Consider the following 26986-nt stretch of genomic DNA (forward strand, 5'->3'; position numbering starts at 1 on the left):
ATCAGTCCCGTCCGCGCGTGTTGGCGCTGTCGGCGCGCAAGGCGGCCACGGCGCTCAGGCTGTCGCTGACGTCGGGAACGGGAACGGAAATCTCCGTCTGCATCAGTTCGCGCGTCAGGTTCAACGCCGCCAGCGTATCGGCGGAACGGCGGTCGAAGTAGGTATCCAGCGTGCGGTTGACCGTCTCCAGCTCGCTCTTCCAGATGGCCGGCTGGCGCATCAGCAAGGACAACTGGACCGACAGCAGCCGCTGGCGCAGCGTCGAGCGCAATTGCAGCGCCTGTTCGGGCGACAGCAGCAACGCCGACGGCTCGTCGACGCGCTGCACGCGGATCAGGTCGCCCAGTTCGTGCACCAGCGCCGAACCGCCGCGCGCCGGCCACGACGCGATCTCGGCGCGCCAGCGCTGCCACCAGGCGGCGTCGGCCGGCAGCGTCTCGGCGGCCGGCGGCGGGGCCGCGGGCGCCGCGGCGGGCGCGGCCTCGGCCGACGCGCCGGGGGCGCTCATGCCGGGCGCCACGGCGTCGGGCGCCAGCAGCGGGGCCTTGCCGACCAGCGCGACCAGGCGTTCGATGCGGGAGGACTGCGCCGGGACATCGACGGTGGGCACGGCGCGCAGCCGATCCAGGTCGCCGTTGATGGCCTGCTGCAGGCTGGCGAAACGCGGCCGGTCCGCGCGCGCCAGGCGCGACTGCGCGGTTTCCAGCGCCACGATGGCGTTGCTCACGCTGCCCGCCAGGCGCAATTGCTGGCTGGCGATGGTCAGCATGCGTTCGACGTCGTTGGCCAGCACGTCGTCGCTGGCGCTGTCGTTGAAGGCCTGCCAGGCCTGTTCCAGGGTCGCGTACTGGCTCTGCGTTTCGCGCAGGGCGTTTTCCAGGGCGGCGGCCTTGCCCGCCTGCGCCTGCGCCAAGGCCAGGGCCTGGCGGGCGTCGGCGCGGGTCTGCGCCAGCGCGCCGTTCAAATTGTCGAGACGGGTGGCGACTTCGCGGCCGGCGGCCAGGAACTCGCGGCGCTGCAGGTAGAGCGCGGCCGCCAACACGATCGCCAGCACGATGACGACGACCAGGGCTGAAACGGCGGGAGATACGCCACGCTTGCGCGGCGGCGGAACGGCGGCGGGCTTTCCAGCGGACGGCGGCGTGGCGCCGGTGGCGGCCGGAGGCATGGCCGGCTCGGTGGCAGGGGTATTGTCTGTCATGGGGCGATTGTATTCGCTCGGAAAGTGAAACGCGCGTGTACCGACCTGTCAGGCGGAAACAAAAGCTTCAAAGAGTGCGTCGTTGTCTGAAACATGCACGCTTATTGCCTCGCGGGCAATCCCCTCCTCGCTTTCCATCCGCCGCGCCAGGGCGGGATGGGTCACGATGAAACGGCCGCCGCGCCACCATGGCAATACCCCCGCGCGGACGATGTTGGCCTGCACGGCGGCGATGCCCTCCCCGCTGGTCAGCAGCCATGCCGGCCGCGCCGCCTGGTCCCGCCAGGCGCGCAATTGCGCCAGTTCGGCCTCGCCCCACCGGGCCGGGGCGCGCAGATAGGCCGCGTGCGGCGTCACCTCGACGCCGGCGCCGCGCAACTGCTCGGCAAGCCAGTCCCGCCCCTGGGTGCCCCGCACGATCAGCACGCGGCGCGGCAGCGGACCGCGCTGGCGCAACACGTCCCACAAGGCTTCGGAATCGTGGCGCGGGGCGGCCGCGCCCGGATGGACGAGCTCGGCGTTGTCGAACCAGCCGGTCGCGCGCAGCGCGGCGGCGCTGGCCGGCCCCACCGTGGCGGCGGCGCAGGACGCGGGCCATGCCGTCACGCCGGCCCCCTGCAACTGCGCCAGGTAATGCCGCGCGGCGTTGCCGCTGACGAAGACCGCCAGGTCGTAGGCCTGCGGCCGCGGCAGCAGGCCGGGCGCACAGGACTGCGTGGCCAGCGTCAGCGCCGGCCAGTCGCGCACCTGCCAGCCGGCCGCCGCCAGGCGTTGCGCCAACGCGTCGTTGTTGCCCTCGGGCCTCGTCAGGACGGCGATATCGGACATGGCTCTCCGGCGACCATAAGAACAATGGACAAGCACGGCATGCGATCCGCGCTTGTCCATCGAAAGGCCTTGCCGGGGGTCCCGGGCAAGGCCTGGAGCCAGCAATCAGGAGAAGCTGGCGGCAACCACCGTCGCAATGACGCCCAGGATGGCCAGGACGAACAAGCCTTGCAGCAGGCTCAGGCCGCTCTCGGATTGCTGGGGGTGGGTGGTTCTACGCAGGCTCATTGAAGCGCTTCCTTGGAGACAGTCTTGCGGCTGGCAAACCAGCGGCCCAGCAGGACCACCAGCAGCGCGCCGACGATTTCAGCCCCCAATTTAACCATACCGGACTGCTCGCCCAGGTTGCGCGTGATCAAAACATCGGTCACCAGCATGCCGCCCGCGATCCAGCCCAGCAACGCCGCCCCCAGGGTGACGACCACCGGATAGCGGTCGATCAGCTTCAGCACCAGGGTCGAGCCCCAGACGATGATGGGCACGCTGACCAGCAGGCCGAACACCACCAGGCCGATCTGGTGGTCGGCGTGGGCGCCCTGCGCCGCGCCGGCGATGGCGATGACGTTGTCCAGGCTCATGACGAAGTCGGCGATGATGATGGTCTTGATCGCCGCCACGATGGACGTGCCGCCCTTGATCTTGTCATGGCCGTCGTCCTCCGGGATGAGCAGCTTGACGCCGATCCACACCAGCAGCAGCGCGCCGACGATCTTCAGGGCCGGGATATTGAGCAAGGTCAGCGCGAAGGCGATCAGCACGACGCGCAGGATGATGGCGCCGGCGGTGCCCCACAGGATGCCCTGCATGCGTTGCTTGGGCGCCAGGTTGCGGCAAGCCAGCGCGATGACGACGGCGTTGTCGCCGCCGAGAAGAATGTCGATCAGGATGATCTGAAAGACGGCCGCCCAACTGAGCGTCTGGAGAAATTCAAGCACGGTACCACTCCCGAAACATGAGATGTCGCTGTCCGGACGGCGATGCCGTCCCCCTGCCGTTTTGGAAAACGGCAGGGTTGGACCATGAATCGGGATTGTAATTCAGCTTTCAGTCAGCTTTTCGTCGGGCGATCAGTATTTTCCCTAGGGCCAGCACCAGCAAGGCGCCGGCGACACCCACCATGGTGGCGAAGCTGTGCTGCGTCACGCCCAGGGCGGTATCGATGCGGGCGATCGGTTCCTGCAAGGCCGGATCCCCCACCAGCAGTTCGCCGGCGATGAAGCCCAGCAGCGCCGCCCCCACCCACACGATGATGGGAAAGCGTTCGATCACCTTCAGCAGCAGCGTGCTGCCGAAGATCACCAGCGGGATGCTGATCGCCAGGCCCAGCACCAGCAGCGTGGTGTCGCCCATGGCCGCGGCGGCCACGGCCACCACGTTGTCCAGGCTCATGACCAGGTCCGCGATCATGATGGTGCGGATCGCCGACATCAGCGAACCGTGGGTCTTCCCGTCGCCCTCGTCCTCGTCGTCCGGCAACAGCAGCGTTACGCCGATATAGACCAGCAGCACCGCGCCGATCAGCTTCAGCCACGGCAGAAGCAGCAGCTTGGCGGCCACCAGCGTCAGCACGATACGCATGACGATCGCGGCGGCGGAGCCGATGACGATGGCTTTTTTCTGTTGGTCCGGCGGCAGCGCCCGCGCCGCGAGCGCAATGACGACGGCGTTATCGCCCGACAGAAGAATGTTTACCCAGATGATTTGCAGCAGTGCGAGCCAAAATGCAGCTTGTGTTAATTCCATACCCCTCTTTCCTCAGATCCCCCGAGATTGTGAATGCCTATGAACATGAAAACGCGCTGGCCGCCTTGTGCGAGCAATGGCGGATTTCTCTATGTGTATGTAGCGCGGGTTGTGCCGGCATTATAGAGATCTGAAAGCAATTATTCAGCTATTTGTCGGCTATCTGGAGGGTAAACGAGGGGTTTTCGCAGGGGTGGATGGAAGGAAAGCCGACTTATCTTTCATTTACCTGAATTAATGCTTAAAAGAAGCAATGGAACGGCCACAATATGGACAGACCATTATTTCTTTTATCCGTGGCTCAGTGGCCCCAAAAGCCCCTACGCGGCTTGCTGCCCCCCGAGGGGGCGTTTTTGCCTTGGGGCGGTCCGGCGGCAAAAAAAACCGCCCCACGAAACAGCCCCCGAACATTGGATAGGAATCCAACCTTCGGGGGCCGGTTCGCCGGGGCGGCTTTCCCTTTCCCTGACCCGGGAAGCCGCGACCAGAGCGGCTTGCACGGGAGGACAGGATGCCGGCGGCTTACAGCACCGACTTCAGCAGCTTGCCCATCTCCGACGGGTTGCGGGTGGTGCGGATGCCGCAGCTTTCCATCACTTCCAGCTTGGCGTCGGCGGTATCGGCGCCGCCGGAGATCAGCGCGCCGGCGTGGCCCATGCGCTTTCCGGGAGGCGCGGTGACGCCGGCGATGAAGCCGACCACCGGCTTCTTCATGTTGTCCTTCGCCCACAGCGCGGCGTTGACTTCGTCCGGACCGCCGATTTCGCCGATCATGATGACAGCGTCGGTCTCGGGATCGTCATTGAACAACTTGAGCACGTCGATGTGCTTCAGGCCGTTGATGGGGTCGCCGCCGATACCGACGGCGCTGGATTGGCCCAGGCCCAGTTCGGTGACCTGGCCCACGGCTTCGTAGGTCAGCGTGCCGGAGCGGCTGACGATGCCGATGCGGCCCTTGCGGTGGATGTGGCCGGGCATGATGCCGATTTTGATTTCATCGGGCGTGATCAGGCCGGGGCAGTTCGGGCCCAGCAGCAGCGTCTTGCTGCCCTTGGCCTTCATGCGGTTGCGCACTTCCAGCATGTCGCGGACGGGGATGCCTTCCGTAATGCAGATCGCCAGGTCCAGCTCGGCCTCGACGGCTTCCCAGATGGCGGCGGCGGCGCCCGCGGGCGGCACGTAGATCACCGAAACGGTGGCGCCGGTGTCGGCCTTCGCATCCTTGACCGAAGCGTAGATGGGAATGCCTTCGAAGTCCTCGCCCGCCTTCTTCGGGTTCACGCCAGCCACGAAGGCGGCCTTGCCGTTGGCGTAATCGCGGCACATGCGGGTATGGAACTGACCCGTCTTGCCCGTGATGCCCTGGGTGATGACTTTGGTGTCCTTGTTGATCAAGATCGACATTTGTGAATCCTTGGCTATAGCTTCTTATTTGACGGCGGCAACGACTTTGGTGGCCGCTTCGGCCATGGTGTCGGCGCTGATAATGGGCAATCCGGAGTCGGCGAGCATCTTCTTGCCGAGTTCTTCGTTGGTGCCCTTCATGCGGACGACCAGCGGAACGCTCAGGTTGACGGCCTTGCAAGCGGCGATCACGCCTTCGGCGATGACGTCGCAGCGCATGATGCCGCCGAAGATGTTGACCAGAATGGCCTTCACGCCCTTGTTCTTGAGCATGATCTTGAAGGCTTCGGTGACCTTCTCGGCCGTGGCGCCGCCGCCGACGTCCAGGAAGTTGGCGGGCTCGCCGCCGAACAGCTTGATGGTGTCCATGGTGGCCATGGCCAGGCCCGCGCCGTTGACCAGGCAGCCGATGTTGCCGTCGAGCTGGATGTAGGCCAGGTCGAACTTGCTGGCTTCGATTTCAGCGGGATCTTCTTCGTCCAGGTCGCGGTAGGCGACGATTTCCGGATGACGGAACAGGGCGTTCGGGTCGAAGTTGAACTTGGCGTCCAGGGCGATGACGTTGCCCTTGCTGTCGCGGTTCAGCGGGTTGATTTCGACCAGCGAGGCGTCCGTGTCCATGTAGCACTTGTAGAGCTTCTGGAACAGGTCCACGGTCTGGGCGGTCGAGTCGGCGGGCATGCCGATGGCGTCGGCCACCTTCTTGCCTTGCTCGGCGGTCAGGCCGACCAGGGGATCGATGTATTCGGTGATGATCTTTTCCGGCGAGGAGTGGGCCACTTCCTCGATGTCCATGCCGCCTTCGCTGGAGGCGATCAGGGCGACCTTCTGCGTGGCGCGGTCGGTGACCAGCGACACGTAGTATTCCTTCTGGATATCGGCGCCTTCTTCGATGTACAGGCGGTTCACCTTCTGGCCTTCCGGGCCGGTCTGGTGCGTCTTGAGCTGCATGCCCAGGATTTCGCCGGCCAGCTTGCGCACTTCCTCGATGGAACGGGCCAGCTTCACGCCGCCGCCCTTGCCGCGGCCGCCCGCGTGAATCTGCGCCTTGACGACCCAGACCGGTCCTCCCAACTTCTCCGCGGCTGCCACGGCTTCGTCGACGGAGAGAGCGGGAATACCGCGCGGCACGGTCACGCCAAATTGCTTCAGCAGTTCCTTGCCTTGATACTCATGGATTTTCATGTGTTACCTGTCAGGTCGTATGAGAAAAAAATGAAGGGTCTGAGGTGGCTTGGTCAGCGTTGTCCTCGCCGACGTACCACTTCGGGTAATGCGTCTGGACCACGGGGCCCGTGACGTCGAGCGCATGGCAGCCATCCAGTTGGAAGGGCCGCTTCTGCGTTTTTTCGGCGTTTTCACGACGCCGGCCGGCCATGGACTGCACCGCGGCGGTGGGCAACACCAGGGACAATTCGGTCATGTGCGTACAGCCCTGCACCCGGCCAAACCGCTCCTTGACCCTCTGGCGAAAATTCTTCAACAGATTCATGCCGACCAGGTCTTGATAGGCCGCTTCGATACAGGTGCAATGCGCGCCATAGGGGGCGGCATCGTAGGCAGCCTGCGCCGCGACGATGGTGTAGCCGTCGTCGATGGTAATACGCAGGTGCATGTGATGTATAGGGCGGCCGGCGGGCATCGCCGAACCGTCGGCCCGGAAAAAATCGTAGGCCTTGACGTCGATGAGTTCGGCCTCCATGTCCCACAGGCCGTCCTCGCGCGCAAAACCCTGCACACGGATGGACCGTGTGTGCAACGGTGTACGCGAGATGTCCGGCGGCGGCAGAGGCATGCGGTTGAACCAGGGTCAGGTTGTTGCAGGGCAACAAAACCGGAAAAGTATAACGCAGGGCGCATTTCATAAAAAAGCGGGGCGGAACCCCAAGGTTTCCGCCCCGCCTTTTTCCCATGCTTTTGGGCGCCGGCAGTGCCGGGCAAGTGCCGCGTTCAGGCCTCCGTGCGCAGCGTGCGGGCCGCGTCGACCATGCTCACCAGCGCGGCCTCGGTTTCGGGCCAGGCGCGGGTCTTCAGGCCGCAATCCGGGTTGACCCACAGGCGCTCCTTGGGCAGGCGCGCCGCGGCCTTGCGCATCAGGTCGACCATCCAGCCCACTTCCGGCACGTTGGGCGAGTGGATGTCGTAGACGCCGGGACCGATGTCGTTCGGATAGCGGTAGTCCTCGAAGGCCTTGAGCAGTTCCATATTGGAGCGCGAGGTCTCGATGGTGATCACGTCCGCGTCCATCGCGCCGATCGATTCAATGATGTCATTGAATTCCGAATAGCACATATGGGTGTGGATCTGCGTATCGGCACGCACCCCGCTGGTCGACAGGCGGAAGCAATCCACCGCCCAGTCCAGGTAGGCCTGCCAGTCGGCGCGGCGCAGCGGCAGGCCTTCGCGGATGGCCGGCTCGTCGATCTGGATGACGCGGATGCCGGCCTGCTCCAGGTCGACCACTTCGTCGCGCAGGGCCAGGGCCAGTTGGCGGCAGGTCTCGGCGCGCGGCTGGTCGTCGCGCACGAAGGACCATTGCAGGATGGTGACCGGACCGGTCAGCATGCCCTTCACGGGCTTGTCGGTCAGCGACTGCGCGTAGGCCGACCAGGCCACGGTCATCGGCGCGGGACGGGCCACGTCGCCGAAAATGACCGGCGGCTTGACGCAACGCGAGCCGTAGCTCTGTACCCAGCCGTTCTTGGTGAAGGCGAAACCGGCCAGCAGCTCGCCGAAGTATTCGACCATGTCGTTGCGCTCGGGCTCGCCATGGACCAGCACGTCCAGGCCGACCTTCTCCTGGAAGCGGATGACCGATTCGATTTCCTTGCGGATGGCGGCTTCATAGGCCGCGTCGCTCAGCGCGCCGGACTTCCAGTCGCGGCGCAGGGCGCGGATTTCCTGGGTCTGCGGGAAGGAGCCGATGGTGGTGGTCGGATACGGCGGCAGCTTCAGCTCGGCCTGCTGCTGGGCGATACGCTCGCCGAAGGGCTCGCGTTCCAGCTTGACGCTGGCCGACGCGGCCAGGCGGGCGGCCACGGCGGGGTTGTGGATGCGCGGCGACTTGGCGCGGGCCTGCAAGGCGGCGCGCTGGCTCGCCAGCTTTTCCTGCACGGCGGCGTCGGCGCTGCCGCCCAGGGCCTGGCCCAGCACGCTCAGCTCGTCCAGCTTCTGCACGGCGAACGACAGCCAGCTCTTCAGTTCGGGATCCAGCTCGGTTTCGAACGCCAGGTCGACCGGCACGTGCAGCAGCGAGCACGACGGGGCCAGCCACAGGCGGTCGCCCAGTTGCTCGCGCACCGACGCCAGCGTCTTCAGGGCGGCGTCGAGATCGGTGCGCCAGATATTGCGGCCGTTGATCACGCCGGCCGACAGCACCTGGTCGGCGCGCAGGGCGGCGACCACGTTGGCCAGTTGAGCGGGGGCGCGCACCAAGTCGACGTGCAGGCCGGCCACGGGCAGCGCGGCGGCGGTGGACAGGTTGTCCTGCAAGCCGTCGAAGTAGGTGGCCAGCAGCAGCTTCACGGGCGACTTGGCCAGTTCGGCGTAGACGCGGCCGTAGGCGGCACGCCAGGCGGCGGGCAGGTCCAGCGCCAGGATGGGCTCGTCGATCTGCACCCATTCCACGTTCAGCTTGGCCAGGCGGCCCAGCACGTCGGCGTAGACCGGCAGCAGCGCGTCCAGCAAGGCCAGCTTGCCTTCGTCGCCGGCGCCCGCGCCGAACGCGTCGCCCTTGCCCAGCCACAGCCAGGTCAGCGGGCCGGGGATCACGACCTTGACGGCATGGCCCAGCGCCTGCGCTTCACGCACCTGGTCGAACAGGGCGGTGCGCGCGACGCGGTAGGTCTGGTTGGGGGTGAGTTCCGGGACGATGTAGTGGTAGTTGGTGTCGAACCACTTGGTCATTTCGCAGGCGGCGGCGGGGGTGCCGGTCGGCGCGCGGCCGCGGCCCATGCGGAACAGCGTGTCCAGCGTGACGGGCTGGTCGTCCTTCTGCGCGAAACGCGAAGGCACGGCGCCCAGCAGCGTCGTCCATTCGAGGATGTGGTCGTACCAGGCGAAATCGCCCACCGGCACGAACTTCAGGCCGGCGTCGGCCTGCACTTTCCAATGACGGGCGCGCAGTTCGCGGCCCGTGGCTTCCAATTCTTCCTGCGTCGACTTGCCGGCCCAATAGGCCTCGACGGCGCGCTTCAGTTCGCGTTGGGCGCCGATACGCGGGAAACCCAGATTATGAATGATCGTCATGATATTTAGAAATAAAGAGAGGCCCGTTCAAGTTCCTGCATTGTGCGCGCAAAGCGACTTGAGGCAAAATCAATCTCTGCATTCATTTCATGAAATCGGTTCATACAAACCATGCTGGAAATCCGCCACCTCGAAACGCTGGCCGCCATCCGCGACGGCGGCAGCCTGCTGGAAGCCGCCGAGCGGCTGCACCTGACGCAATCGGCGCTGTCGCATCAACTGCGCGAACTGGAAGGCAGGCTGGGCACGCCGTTGCTGAATCGCCGCACCCGGCCGGCGCGGCTGACCACGGCGGGCCTGCGCGTGCTGGCCCTGGCCGACGAGGTGCTGCCGCGCGTGCGCGCCACCGAGCGCGAACTGCAAAGGCTGGCCGCGGGACGCACGGGACGCCTGCATATCGCCATCGACTGCCATTCCTGCTTCCAATGGCTGATGCCGGCCCTGGACGCCTTCCGCGCGCAATGGCCCGAAGTGGCGCTGGACCTGTCGGCGGCGTTCTCCTTCGCCCCCCTGCCCGCCCTGGTGCGCGGCGACCTGGACCTGGTGATCACCTCCGACCCGCAGCCGCTGGAAGCGCTGGAATACGAACCCCTGTTCACCTACGAAGTGGTGCTGGCGCTGTCCGAAGCCAATCCCCTGGCCAACGTGCGCTACGTGCAGCCGGAACAATTGGCCGACCAGGTGCTGGTCACCTATCCGGTGGACCGGCAACGGCTGGACGTCTTCACGCGCTTCCTGGATCCCGCCGAGGTCGAACCGGCCGGGGTGCGCAAGGCGGAGCTCACGCCCATCGTCGTGCAGTTGGTCGCCAGCAACCGCGGCGTGGCGGCCCTGCCGAACTGGGCGCTGACGGAATACCTGGACCAGGGCTGGCTGCGCGTGAAGCCCCTGGGGCCGCAAGGCGTGTGGAGCACCCTCTACGCGGCCGTGCGGTCCGAGGATATGGATGCCCCGTATATCAAGGACTTCCTGAAAATCGCGCGCGACGTGTGCTTCCGCAACCTGACGGGCATCAAGGCCGTGCAGCGGGAAAGCAAGGGATGAAGGCGCGGCGCGGCTTGCCCGGCGGGCTTATTCGTCGTCGCCGCTTTCGCCCAGGATGCGGCGTATGACGTCGTGCGCGAACCCCCGCCCCGCCAGAAAGCGCGCCTGCTTGGCATAGGCGGCCCGATCGGCCCGGGCCGGCCGCTCGCCGAAACGTTTTTCCCACACGGCGCGGGCGCGTTCGTATTCGGTGGCGCGCAGGTTCTGCTGCAACTCGCCGACCTCGGCCTCGGCCACCCCTTTCGCGCGTAATTCCTGCACGATGCGGGCCGTTCCCTGGCGCTCGGCGCGCCGGTGGACCAGGCTCTGCGCGTAGCGCGCGGTGGACAGCCACCCTTCCCGCTCCAGGTCGTCGAGGACTTTTTCGAGATCGTCGTCGGCCTCGACATAGGAGGCCAGCTTGCGCGCCAGTTCCGCGCGGGCATATTCGCGGCGGGACAGGAAGCCCACCGCGCGGGCCTTCAGGCTGGGGCCACGGCGCGCCGCCGGGGCGGCTGGGGTAGCCAACGCGCCGGCATTGCCATCACGCGCCCCATCGCCTTCAACTTCAATAAAGGGATCGCCGGCCTCGCCGCCATGACGCGCGCCAGCGGTATCGCGGCCCGTCCTGACGCTTCCGGCTCGGCCGCGCGCCGGCGACCGCGATTGGGCGCGCAATTCCGAGGTCCGGGTGTAGACCTCGCCGGCGTCGCTCCCCTCGTCCTCGACACTCCCGGCCGCGGAGGACCTCCCCCGCGCCAGTTGCTCGAAGCCGCCGTCGTCATCGTCCGCGGCGCCGGACCGTCCGGCCCGGCGCGGGCGCGAAGGTCCAGTTCCCCAGACCATGGGACTCAATCCTCTTCGGCTTCCGCCTCGCTGGCGGCGAAGGTATTGACGCGGCTGACGACGCCCTGGTTCTCGCGCACGCGATTCTCGATTTCCAGCGCCATTTCCTTGTGCTCTTTCAGGTACTCGCGCACATTGTCCTTGCCCTGTCCGATGCGTTCGCCGTTGTAGCTGTACCACGCGCCCGACTTGTCGACCACGCCCGCCTGCACGCCCAGGTCGATGATTTCGCCTTCGCGCGAGATGCCCGAACCGTACATGATGTCGAATTCGGCCTGCTTGAACGGGGGCGAAACCTTGTTCTTCACCACCTTGACGCGGGTTTCGTTGCCGATGACCTCGTCGCCCTTCTTGATGGAGCCGATGCGGCGGATGTCCAGGCGGACCGAGGAATAGAACTTCAGCGCGTTGCCGCCGGTGGTGGTTTCGGGGTTGCCGAACATCACGCCGATCTTCATGCGGATCTGGTTGATGAAGATCACCATGCAGTTGGTGCGCTTGATGGTGGCGGTGAGCTTGCGCAGCGCCTGGCTCATGAGGCGCGCCTGCAGGCCGGGCAGCGAATCGCCCATTTCGCCTTCGATTTCCGCCTTGGGCACCAGCGCCGCCACCGAGTCGATGACGATCAGGTCGACCGAGCCGGAACGCACCAGCGCATCGGTGATCTCCAGGGCCTGTTCGCCGGTGTCGGGCTGCGAAATCAGCAGGTCCGTGAGGTTGACGCCGAGCTTGGACGCGTATTGCACGTCCAGCGCGTGTTCCGCGTCGACGAAGGCGCAGGTGCCGCCCAGCTTCTGCATTTCGGCGACGACCTGCAGGGTGAGCGTGGTCTTGCCCGACGATTCCGGGCCATAGATTTCGATGACGCGGCCGCGCGGCAGGCCGCCGACGCCCAGGGCGATGTCCAGGCCCAGCGAACCGGTGGAGACGACCTGGATATCGTGTTCGACCTCGTTGTCGCCATAACGCATGATCGAACCCTTGCCGAACTGCTTTTCGATCTGCGAGAGCGCGGCGGCCAATGCCTTGGCTTTTTCGGCGGCGGCGGCCTTGCTGGTTTTGTCGTCCATGAGGTGTGTCCTGTCCTGAGTGCGGATGTGAATTTGGGGCGAGTGCGAGCCGCTGGGCGGCTGTGGCCCGGGCACTGGCCCGTTTCGCGAAGGTGGATTATGGCATTGGATTCTACTGGATAAAAATCCAGTGTGACAAGTCCCTCCCCAAGCTCCGCCTCAGGCCTCTTCCCCGCCCCCTCCCCGGGCGACGCCGCCACCCACCCGCGGCCCGTGTATTCCCGGTATGGGCAAGCCCGGCCCGCCATGCCAGAATCGCACCGGAGACAAAGACCGGGCCACGAACCCGGTTTCCGTCCTGGCTGCGACCCGATCAATAACCAACAGATAGCGAGCCCGGTCCCATGCGTATTCTGATTGCCGAAGACGACAGCATCCTGGCCGATGGCCTGTCGCGCTCCCTGCGCCACGGCGGCTATGCCGTGGACGCCGTGCGCGACGGCATGGCCGCCGACCTGGCGTTGAGCGCCCAGGCCTTCGACCTCCTCATCCTGGACCTGGGCCTGCCCCAACTGGCCGGCCTGGAAGTCCTGCGCCGCCTGCGCTCGCGCAACTCCCACCTGCCGGTGCTGATCCTGACCGCCGCCGACAGCGTCGAGCAGCGCGTCAAGGGCCTGGACCTGGGCGCGGACGACTATATGGCCAAGCCCTTCGCCCTGTCCGAACTGGAGGCGCGCGTGCGCGCCCTCACCCGGCGCGGCGCCGGCGGCGGCGCCACGCTGGTGCGCCACGGCAGGCTGGTGTTCGACCAGACCGGGCGCGTCGCCACGGTGGACGACCAGACGCTGGACCTGTCGGCGCGCGAAGTGAGCCTGCTGGAGATACTGCTGATGCGCAGCAGCCGCATGGTCAGCAAGAACCAGCTCGTGGACCACCTGTGCGAATGGGGCGAGGAAGTCAGCACCAACGCCATCGAGGTCTACGTGCATCGCCTGCGCAAGAAGCTGGAGCCCAGCGGCGTCAAGATCATGACGGTGCGTGGCCTGGGCTATTGCCTCGAACGGGAGCCCGGTGCGAGTTTTCTCCCGAACTGAATCCGCGGCGCCGGCGCCCCTGAACCAGGAAGCCCTGGAGGTGCTGCGCGCCGGCGCGCGCGGCCCCAGCTTCCGGCCGCCGCGCCGATCCCTGCTGGGCGAAATCCTCGACTGGATGCTGGCGCCGCTGTTCCTGCTATGGCCGATGAGCGTCGCCATCACCTACGTGGTGGCGCAGCACATCGCCGACGTGCCCTACGACCGGTCGCTGGCCAACACGGTGAATCTGCTGGCGCACCAGGTCCGCGTGATCGACGGCAAGGCGGCCCTGCCGATGAACGACACCCTGCGGCAGGCCTTGCGCGCCGACGAGACCGCCAGCCTGTTCTGGCTGGTGGTCGACGGCCAGGGCCGCTACGTGGCGGGCGATCGCGGCCTGCCGCTGCCCAAGACCGCCGTCCCGGCCGAGCCCGGCGCCGTGCGCTTCGAGGACGACAGCCTGCGCGGCTTCGCCATCCGGGTGGCCCATACGCGCGTCCAGACCGATCCCGGCGAGGCCGGCCCGGTCACGGTGCTGGTGGCCGAAACCGGGGAGAAGCGCGCGCAACTCGCCAACGAAATCATCAAGGGCGTCATCATCCCGCAGTTCATGGTGCTGCCGATCGCGGTGCTGCTGGTGTGGTTCGGCCTGTCGCGGGGCGTGGCGCCGCTGAACGCCCTGCAACAACGCCTGCGCGCGCGCCGGCCCGACGACCTGTCGCCCATCGACGAGCGCGCCGCGCCCACCGAAATCGCGCCCCTGGTCGGCGCCATCAACGACCTGCTGGACCGCCTGTCGGCCACGGTGCAGACCCAGCGCCGCTTCGTCGCCGACGCCGCGCACCAGTTGAAAACGCCGCTGGCCGGCCTGCGCACCCAGGCCGAGCTGGCCCTGCGCGACGCCAGCGCGGACGAAATGCAGGCCAGCCTGCGGCAGTTGGTGACCGGGTCCGAACGCGCCACCCGGCTGGTGAACCAGTTGCTGCTGCTGGCGCACGCGGAGAATCCCGCCGCCGTGGGCATGACGCCCATCGACCTGGCCGAGGTCGCGCGCGAGCAGACCACGCAGTGGGCCCCGCACGCGCTGGCCCTGCGCACCGATCTCGGCTTCGAGGACCCCGACGGCGCGCTGCCCATCGCGGGCAATCCCATCCTGCTGGGCGAGCTGCTGAACAACCTGCTCGACAACGCCCTGCGCTATACGCCGCGGGGCGGCCACATCACGGTGCGGGTGCGGCGCCAGGGCGATTTCGCCTTGCTGGAGGTGGAGGATTCCGGCCCCGGCATCGCGCCGGCCGAGCGGGACCGGGTCTTCGACCGCTTCTACCGCGTGCTCGGGTCGCCCGCCGACGGCAGCGGCCTGGGCCTGGCCATCGTCCGCGAGATCGCGGGCAAGCATGGCGCCGCCGTGGCCATCGCCGACAACCCCGATCCGGGCCGCGCCACGCCGGGAACCCGTTTCACGGTCACGTTTGATTTACATAAAGAAACATCTTTACCCTGGCATGGCTGACAAACGTCAGACCCTCGTCAGCCTCGCGGCCTAACTTGCAGCCTGACCCGGATCGACAACCGTCGGCCGGGATAAAGAGCACGGCGCCCGATCGCCGGCCATTTTCGAGGAGACATCATGAGCACAGCATCCATGCCGCGCGCCGGGGGAGGCATGGCGGCCCCGCCCGCCATGACCCGCAACGAACGCAAGGTGATCTTCGCGTCGTCGCTGGGCACCGTATTCGAGTGGTACGACTTCTATCTCTACGGTTCGCTGGCGCCGATCATCGCCATGCACTTCTTTTCGGGCGTCAATCCCACCGCGGGCTTCATCTTCGCGCTGCTCGCCTTTGCCGCCGGCTTCGCGGTCCGCCCGTTCGGCGCGCTGGTGTTCGGCCGCCTGGGCGACCTGGTCGGACGCAAGTACACCTTCCTCGTCACCATCGTCATCATGGGCCTGTCGACCTTCCTGGTCGGCCTGCTGCCCAGCTACGGATCCATCGGCATCATCGCGCCCGTCTGCCTGATCGTCCTGCGCCTGCTGCAAGGCCTGGCGCTGGGCGGCGAGTACGGCGGCGCGGCCACCTACGTGGCCGAACACGCGCCCATGGGCCGCCGCGGCTTCTACACCAGTTGGATCCAGACCACCGCCACGGTGGGCCTGTTCCTGTCGCTGCTGGTGATCCTGGCGGTGCGCAGCTACGCCGGCGAAGACGCGTTCCGCGACGCCTGGGGCTGGTGGCGCGCGCCCTTCCTGCTGTCCTTCGTCCTGCTGGCGATCTCGGTGTGGATCCGCATGCAGTTGAGCGAATCTCCCACCTTCCAGCGCATGAAGGACGAAGGCAAGACCTCGAAGGCGCCGCTGACCGAATCGTTCGGCCAATGGAAGAACCTCAAGGTCGTCATCCTGGCGCTGCTGGGGCTGACCGCCGGCCAGGCCGTGGTCTGGTACACGGGGCAGTTCTACTCGCTGTTCTTCCTGACGCAGACGCTGAAGGTCGACGCCAACACCGCCAACATCATGATCGCGGTGGCGCTGCTGATCGGCACGCCCTTCTTCGTGATCTTCGGCGCGCTGTCCGACCGCATCGGCCGCAAGCCCATCATCATGGCCGGCTGCCTGCTCGCCGCGCTGACCTACTTCCCCCTCTTCCAGGGCATCACGCACTTCGCCAATCCGGCGCTGGAAAAGGCGCAGGCCAACGCCCCGGTGACGGTCATGGCCGATCCCGCCGCCTGCTCCTTCCAGTTCAATCCGGTGGGCACGTCGTCGTTCACCAGTTCCTGCGACGTCATCAAGTCCTTTCTGGCGCGCAACTCGGTGAACTACAAGAACGAGGCCATCCCGGCGGGCTCGGTCGCCAAGGTGCGCATCGGCAACGACGAATTCACCGCCTTCGAAGGCGCCGGCATACCGGCCGCGGACTTCAAGGCCAAGGTCGCCGACATGGACAAGACGCTGACGACGGCGATCCGCGCCCACGGCTATCCGGCCAAGGCGGACCCCGCGCAGTCGAACAACGTCATGGTGGTGGTGCTACTCGCCATCCTGGTGATCTACGTGACCATGGTGTACGGCCCGATCGCCGCCATGCTGGTGGAAATGTTCCCGACCCGCATCCGCTACACCTCGATGAGCCTGCCCTATCACATCGGCAACGGCTGGTTCGGCGGCTTCCTGCCGCCCCTGGCCTTCGCCATCGTGGCGGCCACCGGCAACATCTACGACGGCCTGTGGTATCCCATCGTCATCGCGGCGATGACCCTGGTCATCGGCACCCTCTTCATCCGCGAGACCAAGGACGTCGACCTGAACGATTGATCGCCAAGGCGCGCCTCGCGCGCGCCGGACCGTTCCCCTGCCGGGCAGGATGCTGCACCTGCCTGGCCTTGGAAGCTCCCTCCGGGAGCTTTTTTTTCGCGAGTTTCGTCGAAAAAAAACGGCCCGCCTAAGCAGGCAGGGCCGTTACGGGAGCACACGATGTCGCGCTGTTTAAGGCTCGCGGGGAGCGCGGCATCGGTGTCAGAGGGCGTTCATGCAGTCAGGGGACAGGGGGATCAATCGTCCTCCGACAGGTCGCATGACCGTCTTCCGAACCGGCAGTCTAGTTTCCCGCCTCTGACACAGTCCTGAAAAATCCAAAAGGAGAACAATCTCATTCCTGGCGTCCCGGCGCTGGCATCCCGGCGCCTCCTTCGCGAGCGCGCAAGGCCTAGCGCCGCATGCCCGCGCCGACCACGACCACGCCCACCACGATGGCCGCGATGCCCGCCCAGCCGGGGATGGGCACCGACTTTTCCGTCTCCGCGGTGGCCTTGATCGAGCCGATCTGCAGCACGGTGTCTTCCGATTTGTAGCTGAAGCCCCGATAGACCAGGGCGGCGATGCCCAGCACGATCAGCAGCGCTCCGATAATGGTGGTGGATTTCATGGCGATCCTCTTCGGTGGATGGAATGGATGCGGCGGAAGATACCCTGCGGCCTCCGGCGCGTCAGTGACAGAACGTGTCCTGTGTCATGATCGGCGACAGCGCCCGGGTCGTATAGAATCCATCCTTTTGCCCGACGCTCATGTGGTTCAAGAATCTCAAGATCTACCGTCTCTCCGCGCCCTGGGCCGTCTTGGGCGACGCGCTGGAAGACGCCCTCGCCAAATTTGCCTACCAAGGCGGCAATAACCTGGAAATGCAGAGCCTGGGGTGGATCGCCCCGCGCGAGAACGGCCGCCTGGCGCACGTCGTCAACGGCCAGATACTGCTCGCCCTGCGCGCCGAAAAGAAGCTGCTGCCGGCCACGGTCGTCAACCAGGTGACCAAGGCGCGCGCCCAGGAAATCGAGGAACAGCAAGGCTACAAGCCCGGCCGCAAGCAGATGAAGGAAATCAAGGAGCGCGTCACCGACGAACTGCTCCCCAAGGCCTTCAGCATCTATCGCGACACCCGTGTCTGGATCGACCCGCAGAATCACTGGCTGGTGATCGACGCCGCCGCCTCGGCCAAGGCCGACGAAGTGCTCGGCCTGCTGGCCAAGACCGTCGATCCCTTCCCGGTCGAAGGCCTGTACGTCAACCAGTCGCCGGCCTCGGCCATGACCGGCTGGCTGGCCGCCGACGAGGCGCCGGCGAACTTCAGCATCGACCAGGACACCGAGCTGAAGTCTTCCGGCGACAGCGGCGCGGCCATCCGCTACGTCAAGCACTCCATCGACGCCGACGACGTGCGCCGCCATATCCAGAACGGCAAGCAATGCACCCGCCTGGCCATGACCTGGTCGGACCGCATTTCCTTCGTCCTGACGGAAGGCCTGGACGTCAAGCGGGTGTCCCCGCTGGACGTGCTGAAGGAAAACACCGACGCGATGGCGCAGAACGACGACGAGAAATTCGACTCCGACATGACGCTGATGACGGGCGAATTGTCCAAGTTGATGGCCGAGCTCGTGGAAGCGCTGGGCGGCGAGAAGAAAGGGATCTGAAGCCCGGCGCCCTCCCGGTTCCCGCCGGAGGGCGCCTCTTCTGTTTTCCCTTTCCTTTTCTCAGTACCCGGTCATTTCCAGGTAGCCCGAGCCGCCGTTCGATAAGCGCACCGGACCTTCCCAATACGGGAACGACGTCCCCATCCACGCCTTGGGCTGGAGCGCGTCGGCGGTGACGTCGACGTCGCCGCCGGGCACGCCGGCGACCCGCACCCGCCAGCGCGTCGGCAGGCGGCGGCCGTCGTCCTGGCGGCTCCAGTCCAGGGGATCGAGCCGGATCTGGGCGGCGCGCAAGGCCGTCGAACGCCCGTCGGCGCCTATCCACGTTCCGGCGCGATACGGCGCGGCATTGGACTGGCGCACCTGGAACAGCATGAGCTTGGCGCCGGAGGCCAAGTGCAGGGAGAACCAGTCCCAGCCCCGCTGATCGGCGGACAAGGGCTGGCTGCTCCATTCCCGGTCCAGCCATGCCGTGCCCTGCACGCGGTGGACCTTGCCCGCGCGTTCGACCTCGCCGCTGACGCGGTAGAACGGCTGGCTGTAGTAATACGAAGCCTGGCCCTGCCCCGACTTTTCGCTATAGCCGCCGTCGCCATGAAGCACCAGGGGACCGTCGGCGGCGAGGTCCAGGCGATACCGAAAGTCCTTGCCGTCGGCCCGCATCGCCAGATGGTCGATGTCGGGGCCCCGCAACGACCAGTCGTCGATCCAGGCGTCAAAGAACGAGGGCCCCTGCGCGCCGGGCGCGCCGACCGTCACGCCGGCCTGCCCTATGCCGCCGCGGGCGAATTTCTCCGCGAACAGATGCGCGGTGGCGTCGGTGAGGGCCGCGTGCGCCATCCAGACGTTGGGGCTCTCCCACCCGGCCTCCTCGGGACCGGGCCGCAAGGCCGACCTGAACAAGGTCCACTGGACGCCCCAGTCGTGCCCGTCCTCGTCCTTCAGGTCCGCCGTCACGTACCACCATTCGATGCGATACCCGTCGTGCGGTCCGTGGTCGGCCGGAAAGACCAAGGGCCTGCCGCGCGTCACGCGCGCATAGTCGTCGGCCTCGCTCCCAAGCCCCGCATAGCCCGCGCGCGACGGCGGCGGCTTGGCATCGTCGCAGCCCGCGAGCAGGATAGGCAGGGACAGCAGGGAGAGCAGCGCGGCGAGCAGCAGGACGGCCTGCTTCATGACGGAACGTTCCCCCACGGAACGAACGGAAGGCTCCCTGGCGCCACGGCGCGCGTCACGTTTCATCGGCGAACTGCCTGATCAATTCGGCCGGCTGCCGGCGCCGCAACTGCCACACCGGCCACGCGGCCGCCAGCAGGCTCGTCAACAAGCCCAGCAGCCCCAGCATCGACAACTGCGATGGAAAGACGTACAGCGGAAGCCGCCAGCCGAAGGCCTGCACGTTGACCACCGCCACCAGCGTCCACGCCAGCAGCACGCCCAGCGGCATGGCGAACAACACCGTCAGCGAAGACAGGATCAGCACCTGGCCCAGCGCCAGCCAGGCCAGGCGGCGGCGCGGCACGCCCAGGGCCCACAACGGCGCCAGTTGCGCCAGGCGGCCCTGGCTCAGGGTCAGCAGGCTGATGAACAGGGCGATGCCCGCCACGCCCAGCGTCAAGGTATTCAGCGCGGCCGTCGCGGCGAAGGTGCGCTCGAACACCTGCGTGGACCACAGCTTGATCGAGGCCTGCTCGGCGACCTGCATGCCGTCTGCCCCATAGCGCTGCTCCAGCGCCGTCCGCAGCGCGCCGATGCGCCGCCCGTCATCGCCGGCGGACGGCGCGGCGTAGACGTTCAGGCTGCGCAGCGCCGCCTCCGGCTCCAGCCGCTGCAACACGGCGGCGTCCAGCAGCGCATGGCCGCGCGGATTGCCATAGTCGGCGTAGCGGGCCACCACGGTGAAGGCGGCCGGGGACGGTGGCCCTTGCGCGCCGGCCGAGGCCTTCGCGGCTGGCGCCGAGGTCTCCGGCGATCCTCCGGCCGGCGCCCCCTCCCCCGCCACGCCGTCCAGGACCAGCGTATCCCCCAACCGCAGCCGCAGGCGCCGGGCCAACTGCTCGCTGACCATCACGCCGCGCCCCGCGGCCACCTGCCGCCAGGCATCGGCGGACTGCTCCAGCAGCGGCCACTGCCGCGCCGTTTCGGGATCGTCGATCACGCCCTGCAGCTCCACCGGCCAGCCCCGCACGTGCGTGACGGCGCGCCATTGCGGCAATACCGCGCGCACGTCGGCGCGCGTCCGCAGCCATTGCATGGCCTCGACGCCCTGCGCGCTATCGCGCGGGTTCAGATAGATGTCCGCCGACAAGCGCTGGTCCAGCCAGCCGACGAAGGTCTTGCGAAACCCCTCGGTCATGCTGCCCACGCCCACGCTGGCGCCCAGGGCCAGCAACAAGGCCATCAAGGCCAGGCTCAGCGCCGGCAACTGCTGCCGGCTGTCGGCGACGAACCAGGAGGACAGCGGGCCGCGCGCATACCGCGCGCCCCAGGCCAGCATCGCATCCAGCAAGGCGGGCAGCAGCAAGGCCGACGCCAGCAGGATCGCCGCCTGCATCGCGAAGGCCGTCGCCAGGCTGTCGCCCGCCATCCCGCACCCCGCCGCGAACACCGCCAGCAGCGCCGCGTATACGAGGTGGCGCCGCTGGCGCGCCGCCTGCGCCCCGCGCCACGCCTGCGGCCGCGCGATGGCCAGCAAAGGCAGGCGCGCCGCCCGCCACAGGCTGCCGGCGCCCGCCGCCAGCGCGCCCAATAGCGTCATGCCGATACCCGCCCCCCACCACCAGGCCGGCAGGCTCAGGTGGCCCGCCACTTCGGCGCCGTACAGGCCGCGCAGGCTGGCGGCCATATTGCCCAGCAGCAGCCCCGCCAGCACGTAGCCGCTGGCGACCCCGGCCACGCCGCCCGCCAGCGCGAAGGCGCCCAGCTCGACGGCCAGCGCGATCATCAACGCGCGCAGGCTGACGCCGCACGCGCGCAAGGTGCGCAACAGGGATCGCCGCTGCTCCAGGGCCAGGCCGATGGATGCATGCACGATGAACAGCCCCACGATGAAGGCCAGCATGCCCAGCGCGGTGAGATTGAGATGGAAGCTTTCGGTCAGGCGCCCGAGATCGTCGCGATCGTCGGCGCGCGCCAGCATCAGCCTGTCCGCCCAGGGCGCGGGTGGCGCAGGCGGCGCGGCGCCGGCGCCTGCGTCTTCCGCCACCAGCAGGCGCGACAGCTTGCCCGGCTCGTGCAGCAATGCCTGCGCGTGGCCGATGTCCATCACCAGCACGCCCGGCGCCAGGTCGGGCCGCAGGCGCAGGACAGGCAGCTCGGCCCCATCCAGCGTGACCGGCCTTGCGCCCTCCCGCACGCCCAATCGGCGCAAGGTGTCGGGCCCGGCCCAGGCCTGCCCGGGTTCGCCGATGAAGGCGCCCATGTCGAAGGCCTTGGCGGCCTGTCCCGCCACCTCCGTGCCGGGCGGCAGGCTGAGCGGCTCGATGCCCATCACCCGCAGCGTCAGGGGCGGATCGCCGGGAAAACGCAGCCGGCCTTCCAGGACGGGCGATACCCGCCATCCGGCAAGGCGCAGTTGCACATAGGTTTCCTGGTCGAGCAGGCTGCCCTGCCGCGGCAGCCATTGCGCCTGCGCCGGGCCCAGCAGGACCGCGCTGGCTCGCGCATAATCGGCGCGCGCCTGCGCGTTCAAGGCCTGCACGCCGCTCCACAAGGCCGTCGCCAGCCACAGGCCGCACACGATGCTGGCGCATTGCAAGGGATGCCGGCGCCAATGGCCTGCCAGGGCCCGCATGCAGGAAAGAAAGACCCGCATCACGCCCGCGCCGCGGAAGCGGGAAGGCCCGCCGCGGCCGGGCTGCCGATATCCGCGCCGGCCTCCGCGCCTGCGCCGGCATCGCCGCGATCCTCGTCGTCCCGCACCCGTCCCAGGTGCAGCACCACGCAACGCGACAGGCGCGCGGCCAGGCGCGCGCTGTGCGTCACCATCAGCAGGCTGCTGCCCGCATCGCGCACCAGGGCCAGCAGCAGATCCAGCACGGCATCGCTGCTGCCTTCGTCCAGGCTGCCGGTCGGCTCGTCCGCCAGCACCAGGGCCGGCCGGCTCGCCAGCGCGCGCCCGATGGCCACGCGCTGCTGCTGGCCGCCCGACAATTGCTCCGGATAGCGCGACAGCAAGGAGGCCAGCCCGAGGCGTTCCGCGAGATGCGCCGTCCAGGCGGCATCGTGGCGGCCCGCCAGCCGCGCCTGGAAGTCCAGGTTGGCCGCCACGTCGAGGCTGCCGATCAGGTTGTATTGCTGGAACACCAGGCCGATGCCCGTCCTGCGCCATTGCGCGAGTCCCGCTTCGCGCCGCGCATGCAGCGCCTCGCCGTCGACCAGCACGCGTCCGCTATCGGGATAGTCCAGGCCGGCGATCAGGTGCAGCAAGGTGCTCTTGCCGCTGCCCGATTCCCCCGTCAACGCCAGGCTTTCACCGGCGGCCAGGCGCAGGTTGACCCCGCGCAGCACGGGCAGGCCGCCCTGCGCGGTAGCGAACGATTTATGCAGATCCTCGACAACAAGCACGCATGACTCCCCGTGTGGGGGAGCTTACTCCAAACCGTGGAACACCGAGTCGTCGGGACCGACGTGCGACGGATGCTGCCACGTGACGTCGCGCATCGAATGCTGCACCAGGCCTTCCACGCCCAGCAGCACGGCGAAGATGGCCATGCGGATGGGAATCCCGTTATCGGTCTGGCGGAAGATGGCCAGGCGCGGATCGTGGTTGAGGTCGGTGCTCAGGTCGTTGGCGCCGGGCCGGCTGTCGCGCGGCAAGGGGTGCATGACGATGGTGTCGGGACCGCAATGGGCGTCGATGGTGGCGTGGTTGATCTGGAAATCCGGCGTATAGCCTTCCTGGGCCTCGTCGACGAAACGCTCCTTCTGCACCCGCGTCGCGTAGATCACGTCGGCGCCCGACAGGCCGTCGGCCAGGGACGTCTTCTGCTCGATCACGTTGCCGTTGCGCGCGGCCTGTTCGACGATGTAGGACGGCATTTCCAGCCCCGGCGGCGACACCAGCGTGAACTTCACGCCGCGGTACAGGGCCAGCAGCTTGATCAGCGAATGCACGGTGCGGCCGTATTTCAGGTCGCCGACCATGGCGATGTGCGCGCCGTCCAGCAGCTTGCCCAGGCGCGAGAACTCGGTGAGGATGGTGTAGAGGTCCAGCAGCGCCTGGCTGGGATGCTCGCCGGGGCCGTCGCCGCCGTTGACCACCGGGATGTTGGTGGCGCGCGCGAATTCGGCCACCGACCCCTGCTCCGGATGGCGGATCACCATGGCGTCGACATAACCGCTCATCACGCGGCTGGTGTCGTAGATGGACTCGCCCTTCGCCATCGACGAGAAGGTGAAGCCGGTGGTGTCGCACACCGACCCGCCCAGGCGGCAGAACGCCGAGCCGAAGCTCACGCGCGTGCGCGTGCTGGCCTCGAAGAACAGGTTGCCCAGCACCGCCCCTTCCAACACGCGCGACACCTTCTGGCGGCGCGCGATGGGTTGCATCATGTCGGCCACGCGGAACAGGTCTTCCACCGATTCGCGCGTGAACTGGTCGACCGACAGCAGTTGCGGCTTGCCTTCCACGCTGATGCGGTCGCGCAGGGGACCGGACAGCGCGCTCTGCGTATACTTTTCCAGCAGCACGTTGTTCTGCACGATTTCCGTGACGAAGCGCTCGACCACTTCCGGCATGGTGCGGAATTCCTGCGACCCTTCCGGCAACAGCCAGGTGTCGAGGGCGCGCCGCTTGACGCCGATACGCGTGGCGAAGACGTCGCGCGTCAGGTTGAGGCGGCGCATGGCGTCGCGCAGGAAGGCTTGCTGGGAGATGGACATGGTCTGGCCTGCCGATGGGGAGGGGTTATGTACGCGTTGCGTATATTAATCTCGGCCAAAAACCATGTCCATGGATTTTGCGTATATCCAACGCCTGTTCTGGCTCAAGCAGACGCCTGGGGCGCCGTCCGCGCGGCCTTGGCATTGCGCACCTGCAAGGCGATCACCGCGGCCACGACGCCGGTGGCGCCGGAAATCAGGAAGGCGTTCAGGTAACTGCCCTGCGCGGCCCGCACCACCCCGGCCATGAACGCCGCGCTGGCCGCACCCAACTGGTGGCCGGCGACGATCCAGCCGAACACGATGGGCGCATCGCGCTCGCCGAAGGACTCGACGGTCAGGCGCAGCGTCGGCGGCACGGTCGCGATCCAGTCCAGGCCATAGAACACCGCGAAGATGCCCAGGCTGTAGATGGAGAAATCCGAAAACGGCAGGAACATCAGCGACAGGCCGCGCAACCCGTAGTAGACGAACAGCAGCTTGCGCGGATCGTAGCGGTCGGTCAGCCAGCCGGACGCCGTGGTGCCGACCAGGTCGAACAGGCCCATCAAGGCCAGCAAGCCCGCGGCGCGCACCTCGGCGATGCCCTCGTCATTGCACAGCGCGATGAAGTGCGTGCCGATCAAGCCGTTGGTCGTGAAGCCGCAGACGAAGAACGTGGCGAACAGGAACCAGAAATTGCGCGTGCGCGCCGCCCGGCCGAGCACCGAGAAAGCGGCCTTCAGGGGATTGGCGTGGACCGGCGCCGGCGCCCGGTAATCCGCATCGGCGCCATAGGGCACCATGCCGATATCGGACGGCCGCTCCGGCAGGATCAGCCAGGCCAGGGGCAGCAGGCACAGGCACACCGCCGAAATCGTCAGCACCACGGGCCGCCAGCCGCCGCTTTCGGCCAGCGCGGCCAGGCCGGGCAGGAAGATCAGCGTGCCGGTCGCCGTGCTGGCCGTGAGCAGCCCCATCATCAGGCCGCGGTGCTTGACGAACCAGCGATTGACCACGGTGGCCCCGAAAACGATGGCCACGCAGCCGGTGCCGATGCCGGACAGCACGCCCCAGCTTGCGATCAATTGCCAGGGTTGCGTCATCCAGGCGCTGGCGCCGGTGGCGGCGGCCATCAGCGCCAAGGCGCACAGCAGCGTGCGGCGCACGCCGAAGCTCTGCATCAGGGCCGCCGCGAAAGGCCCGACCAGGCCATAGAGAAAGATGCCGATGGCCGCGGACAGCGACGTGATATCGCGATCCCAGCCGAACGCCTTTTCCAGCGGCACGATCAGCACGCCCGGGGCCGACCGTTGGCCCGCGCCCGCCAGCAAGGCGAGAAACGCGATGGCGACCACCACGAACGCATACTTCTGCCCGAAGGGCGGCCGACGGATTATCGAATTCATGTTACTGACCGGTACGTTTCAGATTGGCGCATAATACGGACCTGGCCTTCGCCCTGTCAAGGACATTCGCGACCATGAAAACGCCCTCCTCGAACCCATCGCCCACGCCCTCCCAGGAAGACGCGAAACCCCCGCGCGCGGCGGAACGCATCCAGCGCACGGCGGCGGAACTGTTCTATCGGGAAGGCATCCGGGCCGTCGGCGTCGATGAAATCGTCAACCGCGCCGGCGCCACCAAGCCCAGCCTGTACCGCAGCTTCGGCTCCAAGGACGAATTGGCCGCCGCCTACCTGCGCGACTACGAATGCCGTTTCTACGAGCGTTTCGAGGAGGCCATCGCGCCGCATCGGGGCGACCCGCGCGCCCAGCTCATCGCGTATTTCACCTATATCGCCGAGCGCACGGCCTCGCCGGCCTATCGCGGCTGCGGCCTGACCAACGCCGCCGTGGAGTATCCGCGGACCCAGGACGATGCCGCTCCCCACCCGGCGCGGCAGGTGGCCGAAGACAACAAGCGGGAGGTCCGGCGCATCTTCCGCGACATGGCGGCCGCCGCGGGCGTGCGCGACGCCGAGGGCCTGGGCGATGCGCTGCTGCTGATCCTGGAAGGTTGTTTCGTCACGGTGCAGTTGTTCGAGGCCGACGGCCACCGCCCCTCCCGCGCCGCGCCCGCGGCCGCGCGGCGCCTGATCGACGCCTACTTGGCCGAGAGCGGTCCGGCCGGCGAGGATGCCGGGCCGGCAAAATGAGCGCGCGGAACTGACCGCCGCGAAGCCGACATCGGCGTCTGCCGCCGCTGCCGCCGAGGCGCGCCGCTAGACCGTCGCCGCGGCCACGCCGCCCGGCGCGGACGCCGTGGTCCCCAGCATCGCGCTGCTGTTCTGGTAGGACGCATCGTCGCCCGTCATGCCCGCCCCCGCGCCCACCGCGCTCCAGCAGCCGAGCACGAAGGCGGCCACGGCGCAGCCGTAGGCCAGCACGCTGACGAACAACGGCAGCCAGTGCCCACGCCCGGCCCGGCCGGCGGCGATCTGGCGGAACAGGCAGAAGTGCGAAAGATAGGAAAACAGCAGGCCCACCGCGCTGCACGCCAGTCCTGCGGTGAACGCCAGCGTCGCCTCCTGCAGGTCCGGCGGATCGACGTCCGAGCCCACGATGCCCAGCGAGAACGACAGCAACAGCAGCAAGGCGATGCCATTGGCCAGGCCCAGCAGCCGGAATCCCGCCAGGGCGTGTTGGGTCAAGGCCTGGTAGGCGTTGGCGGGACGGGTGTTTTCAGGCAAATCCATGAGATGAGGAGACCGAGTACCGAGATTGACTGGAAGGGACGGAATTGCGGACGGCCAAGCTGGCCGGAAGCACAGCATAGC

Annotated in this window: 24 protein-coding genes; 6 read left to right on the forward strand and 18 right to left on the reverse strand. The window is 67.5% G+C overall.

Annotated elements, in window-relative coordinates; translation table 11 throughout:
• Window position 1: 1 nt before the first annotated feature.
• The 9 genes from CAL29_RS18780 to metE all read right to left on the reverse strand — a co-directional run bounded on the left by CAL29_RS18780 (window position 2) and on the right by metE (window position 9424).
• Window positions 2-1201, reverse strand: a complete 1200-nt coding sequence (locus tag CAL29_RS18780) for a uroporphyrinogen-III C-methyltransferase (protein ID WP_094854577.1) — start codon at window positions 1199-1201, stop codon at window positions 2-4.
• A 48-nt stretch (window positions 1202-1249) separates the two neighbouring features.
• Window positions 1250-2029, reverse strand: a complete 780-nt coding sequence (locus tag CAL29_RS18785; protein WP_094854578.1) for a uroporphyrinogen-III synthase — start codon at window positions 2027-2029, stop codon at window positions 1250-1252.
• A gap of 105 nt (window positions 2030-2134) precedes the next feature.
• The gene (locus CAL29_RS32070) at window positions 2135-2257 is read right to left on the reverse strand and encodes a hypothetical protein (protein WP_256977573.1); all 123 of its coding nucleotides are present in this window, start codon (window positions 2255-2257) and stop codon (window positions 2135-2137) included.
• Window positions 2254-2964 (reverse strand): TerC family protein, encoded by a 711-nt coding sequence (locus CAL29_RS18790; protein WP_094854579.1) that lies wholly within the window; start codon window positions 2962-2964, stop codon window positions 2254-2256. Before CAL29_RS18790 ends, CAL29_RS32070 begins: the two co-directional genes overlap by 4 nt.
• A 109-nt stretch (window positions 2965-3073) precedes the next feature.
• The gene (locus CAL29_RS18795) at window positions 3074-3772 is read right to left on the reverse strand and encodes a TerC family protein (protein WP_094854580.1); all 699 of its coding nucleotides are present in this window, start codon (window positions 3770-3772) and stop codon (window positions 3074-3076) included.
• A gap of 522 nt (window positions 3773-4294) precedes the next feature.
• Entirely contained in the window at window positions 4295-5176 is an 882-nt protein-coding gene (gene sucD, locus CAL29_RS18800; RefSeq protein WP_094854581.1) for a succinate--CoA ligase subunit alpha, read from the reverse strand.
• Between the two features lie 24 nt (window positions 5177-5200).
• Window positions 5201-6361 (reverse strand): ADP-forming succinate--CoA ligase subunit beta, encoded by a 1161-nt coding sequence (gene sucC / locus CAL29_RS18805; RefSeq protein ID WP_094854582.1) that lies wholly within the window; start codon window positions 6359-6361, stop codon window positions 5201-5203.
• 10 nt (window positions 6362-6371) lie between these two features.
• The gene (locus tag CAL29_RS18810) at window positions 6372-6971 is read right to left on the reverse strand and encodes a DUF2889 domain-containing protein (protein ID WP_094854583.1); all 600 of its coding nucleotides are present in this window, start codon (window positions 6969-6971) and stop codon (window positions 6372-6374) included.
• Between the two features lie 155 nt (window positions 6972-7126).
• Window positions 7127-9424: a 5-methyltetrahydropteroyltriglutamate--homocysteine S-methyltransferase gene (gene metE / locus CAL29_RS18815; protein ID WP_094854584.1), complete on the reverse strand. Its 2298-nt coding sequence runs from the start codon at window positions 9422-9424 to the stop codon at window positions 7127-7129.
• 111 nt (window positions 9425-9535) lie between these two features.
• Between metE and CAL29_RS18820 the strand changes: the two genes are divergently transcribed.
• Window positions 9536-10468, forward strand: a complete 933-nt coding sequence (locus tag CAL29_RS18820) for a LysR family transcriptional regulator (RefSeq protein ID WP_094854585.1) — start codon at window positions 9536-9538, stop codon at window positions 10466-10468.
• 27 nt (window positions 10469-10495) lie between these two features.
• On the opposite strand, the gene recX is transcribed toward CAL29_RS18820, so the two are convergent.
• Both recX and recA read right to left on the reverse strand, forming a co-directional pair.
• Window positions 10496-11020 (reverse strand): recombination regulator RecX, encoded by a 525-nt coding sequence (gene recX, locus CAL29_RS18825; RefSeq protein WP_373559826.1) that lies wholly within the window; start codon window positions 11018-11020, stop codon window positions 10496-10498.
• Between the two features lie 278 nt (window positions 11021-11298).
• Complete coding sequence (recA, locus tag CAL29_RS18830; RefSeq protein WP_094854587.1) at window positions 11299-12363, reverse strand: recombinase RecA; 1065 nt, start codon at window positions 12361-12363, stop codon at window positions 11299-11301.
• 344 nt (window positions 12364-12707) lie between these two features.
• Between recA and CAL29_RS18835 the strand changes: the two genes are divergently transcribed.
• The 3 genes from CAL29_RS18835 (at window position 12708) to CAL29_RS18845 (ending at window position 16692) form a co-directional block, all read left to right on the forward strand.
• Window positions 12708-13397 (forward strand): response regulator transcription factor, encoded by a 690-nt coding sequence (locus tag CAL29_RS18835; protein ID WP_094854588.1) that lies wholly within the window; start codon window positions 12708-12710, stop codon window positions 13395-13397.
• A gap of 115 nt (window positions 13398-13512) precedes the next feature.
• A complete protein-coding gene (locus CAL29_RS18840) occupies window positions 13513-14889 on the forward strand; it encodes a sensor histidine kinase (protein WP_094856746.1) in 1377 nt (458 codons plus the stop codon).
• 171 nt (window positions 14890-15060) lie between these two features.
• Complete coding sequence (locus CAL29_RS18845) at window positions 15061-16692, forward strand: MFS transporter (protein WP_094856747.1); 1632 nt, start codon at window positions 15061-15063, stop codon at window positions 16690-16692.
• A 391-nt stretch (window positions 16693-17083) separates the two neighbouring features.
• Here the strand turns inward: CAL29_RS18845 and CAL29_RS18850 are convergent, their stop codons facing one another.
• Entirely contained in the window at window positions 17084-17302 is a 219-nt protein-coding gene (locus CAL29_RS18850; protein ID WP_094854589.1) for a hypothetical protein, read from the reverse strand.
• Window positions 17303-17442: 140 nt separating this feature from the next.
• Here CAL29_RS18850 and CAL29_RS18855 point away from each other — a divergent pair, with 140 nt between their 5' ends.
• Window positions 17443-18345 (forward strand): recombination-associated protein RdgC, encoded by a 903-nt coding sequence (locus CAL29_RS18855; protein ID WP_094854590.1) that lies wholly within the window; start codon window positions 17443-17445, stop codon window positions 18343-18345.
• A 60-nt stretch (window positions 18346-18405) separates the two neighbouring features.
• Here CAL29_RS18855 and CAL29_RS18860 read toward each other — a convergent pair whose 3' ends face one another.
• From CAL29_RS18860 to CAL29_RS18880, 5 genes are all read right to left on the reverse strand, one after another.
• On the reverse strand, window positions 18406-19521 hold the full coding sequence (locus CAL29_RS18860) for a lipocalin-like domain-containing protein (protein ID WP_094854591.1): 1116 nt from the start codon (window positions 19519-19521) through the stop codon (window positions 18406-18408).
• A gap of 55 nt (window positions 19522-19576) precedes the next feature.
• The gene (locus tag CAL29_RS18865) at window positions 19577-22159 is read right to left on the reverse strand and encodes an ABC transporter permease (protein ID WP_094854592.1); all 2583 of its coding nucleotides are present in this window, start codon (window positions 22157-22159) and stop codon (window positions 19577-19579) included.
• Window positions 22159-22911, reverse strand: a complete 753-nt coding sequence (locus tag CAL29_RS18870; protein WP_094854593.1) for an ABC transporter ATP-binding protein — start codon at window positions 22909-22911, stop codon at window positions 22159-22161. Before CAL29_RS18870 ends, CAL29_RS18865 begins: the two co-directional genes overlap by 1 nt.
• 24 nt (window positions 22912-22935) lie before the next feature.
• Entirely contained in the window at window positions 22936-24228 is a 1293-nt protein-coding gene (locus tag CAL29_RS18875) for an aspartate carbamoyltransferase (RefSeq protein ID WP_094854594.1), read from the reverse strand.
• Between the two features lie 104 nt (window positions 24229-24332).
• Window positions 24333-25616 carry an MFS transporter gene (locus CAL29_RS18880; protein WP_094854595.1) on the reverse strand — a complete coding sequence of 428 codons (1284 nt, stop codon included), beginning with the start codon at window positions 25614-25616 and terminating at the stop codon, window positions 24333-24335.
• Between the two features lie 74 nt (window positions 25617-25690).
• On the opposite strand from CAL29_RS18880, the gene CAL29_RS18885 reads away from it, so the two are divergent.
• The gene (locus CAL29_RS18885) at window positions 25691-26365 is read left to right on the forward strand and encodes a TetR/AcrR family transcriptional regulator (protein WP_094854596.1); all 675 of its coding nucleotides are present in this window, start codon (window positions 25691-25693) and stop codon (window positions 26363-26365) included.
• 66 nt (window positions 26366-26431) lie between these two features.
• On the opposite strand, the gene CAL29_RS18890 is transcribed toward CAL29_RS18885, so the two are convergent.
• Window positions 26432-26905, reverse strand: coding sequence for a hypothetical protein (locus tag CAL29_RS18890; protein WP_179284107.1), 474 nt, complete (start codon window positions 26903-26905; stop codon window positions 26432-26434).
• Window positions 26906-26986 lie beyond the last annotated feature (81 nt).

Origin of the sequence: Bordetella genomosp. 10, from assembly GCF_002261225.1 — a bacterium.
Classification (GTDB): domain Bacteria; phylum Pseudomonadota; class Gammaproteobacteria; order Burkholderiales; family Burkholderiaceae_B; genus Bordetella_C.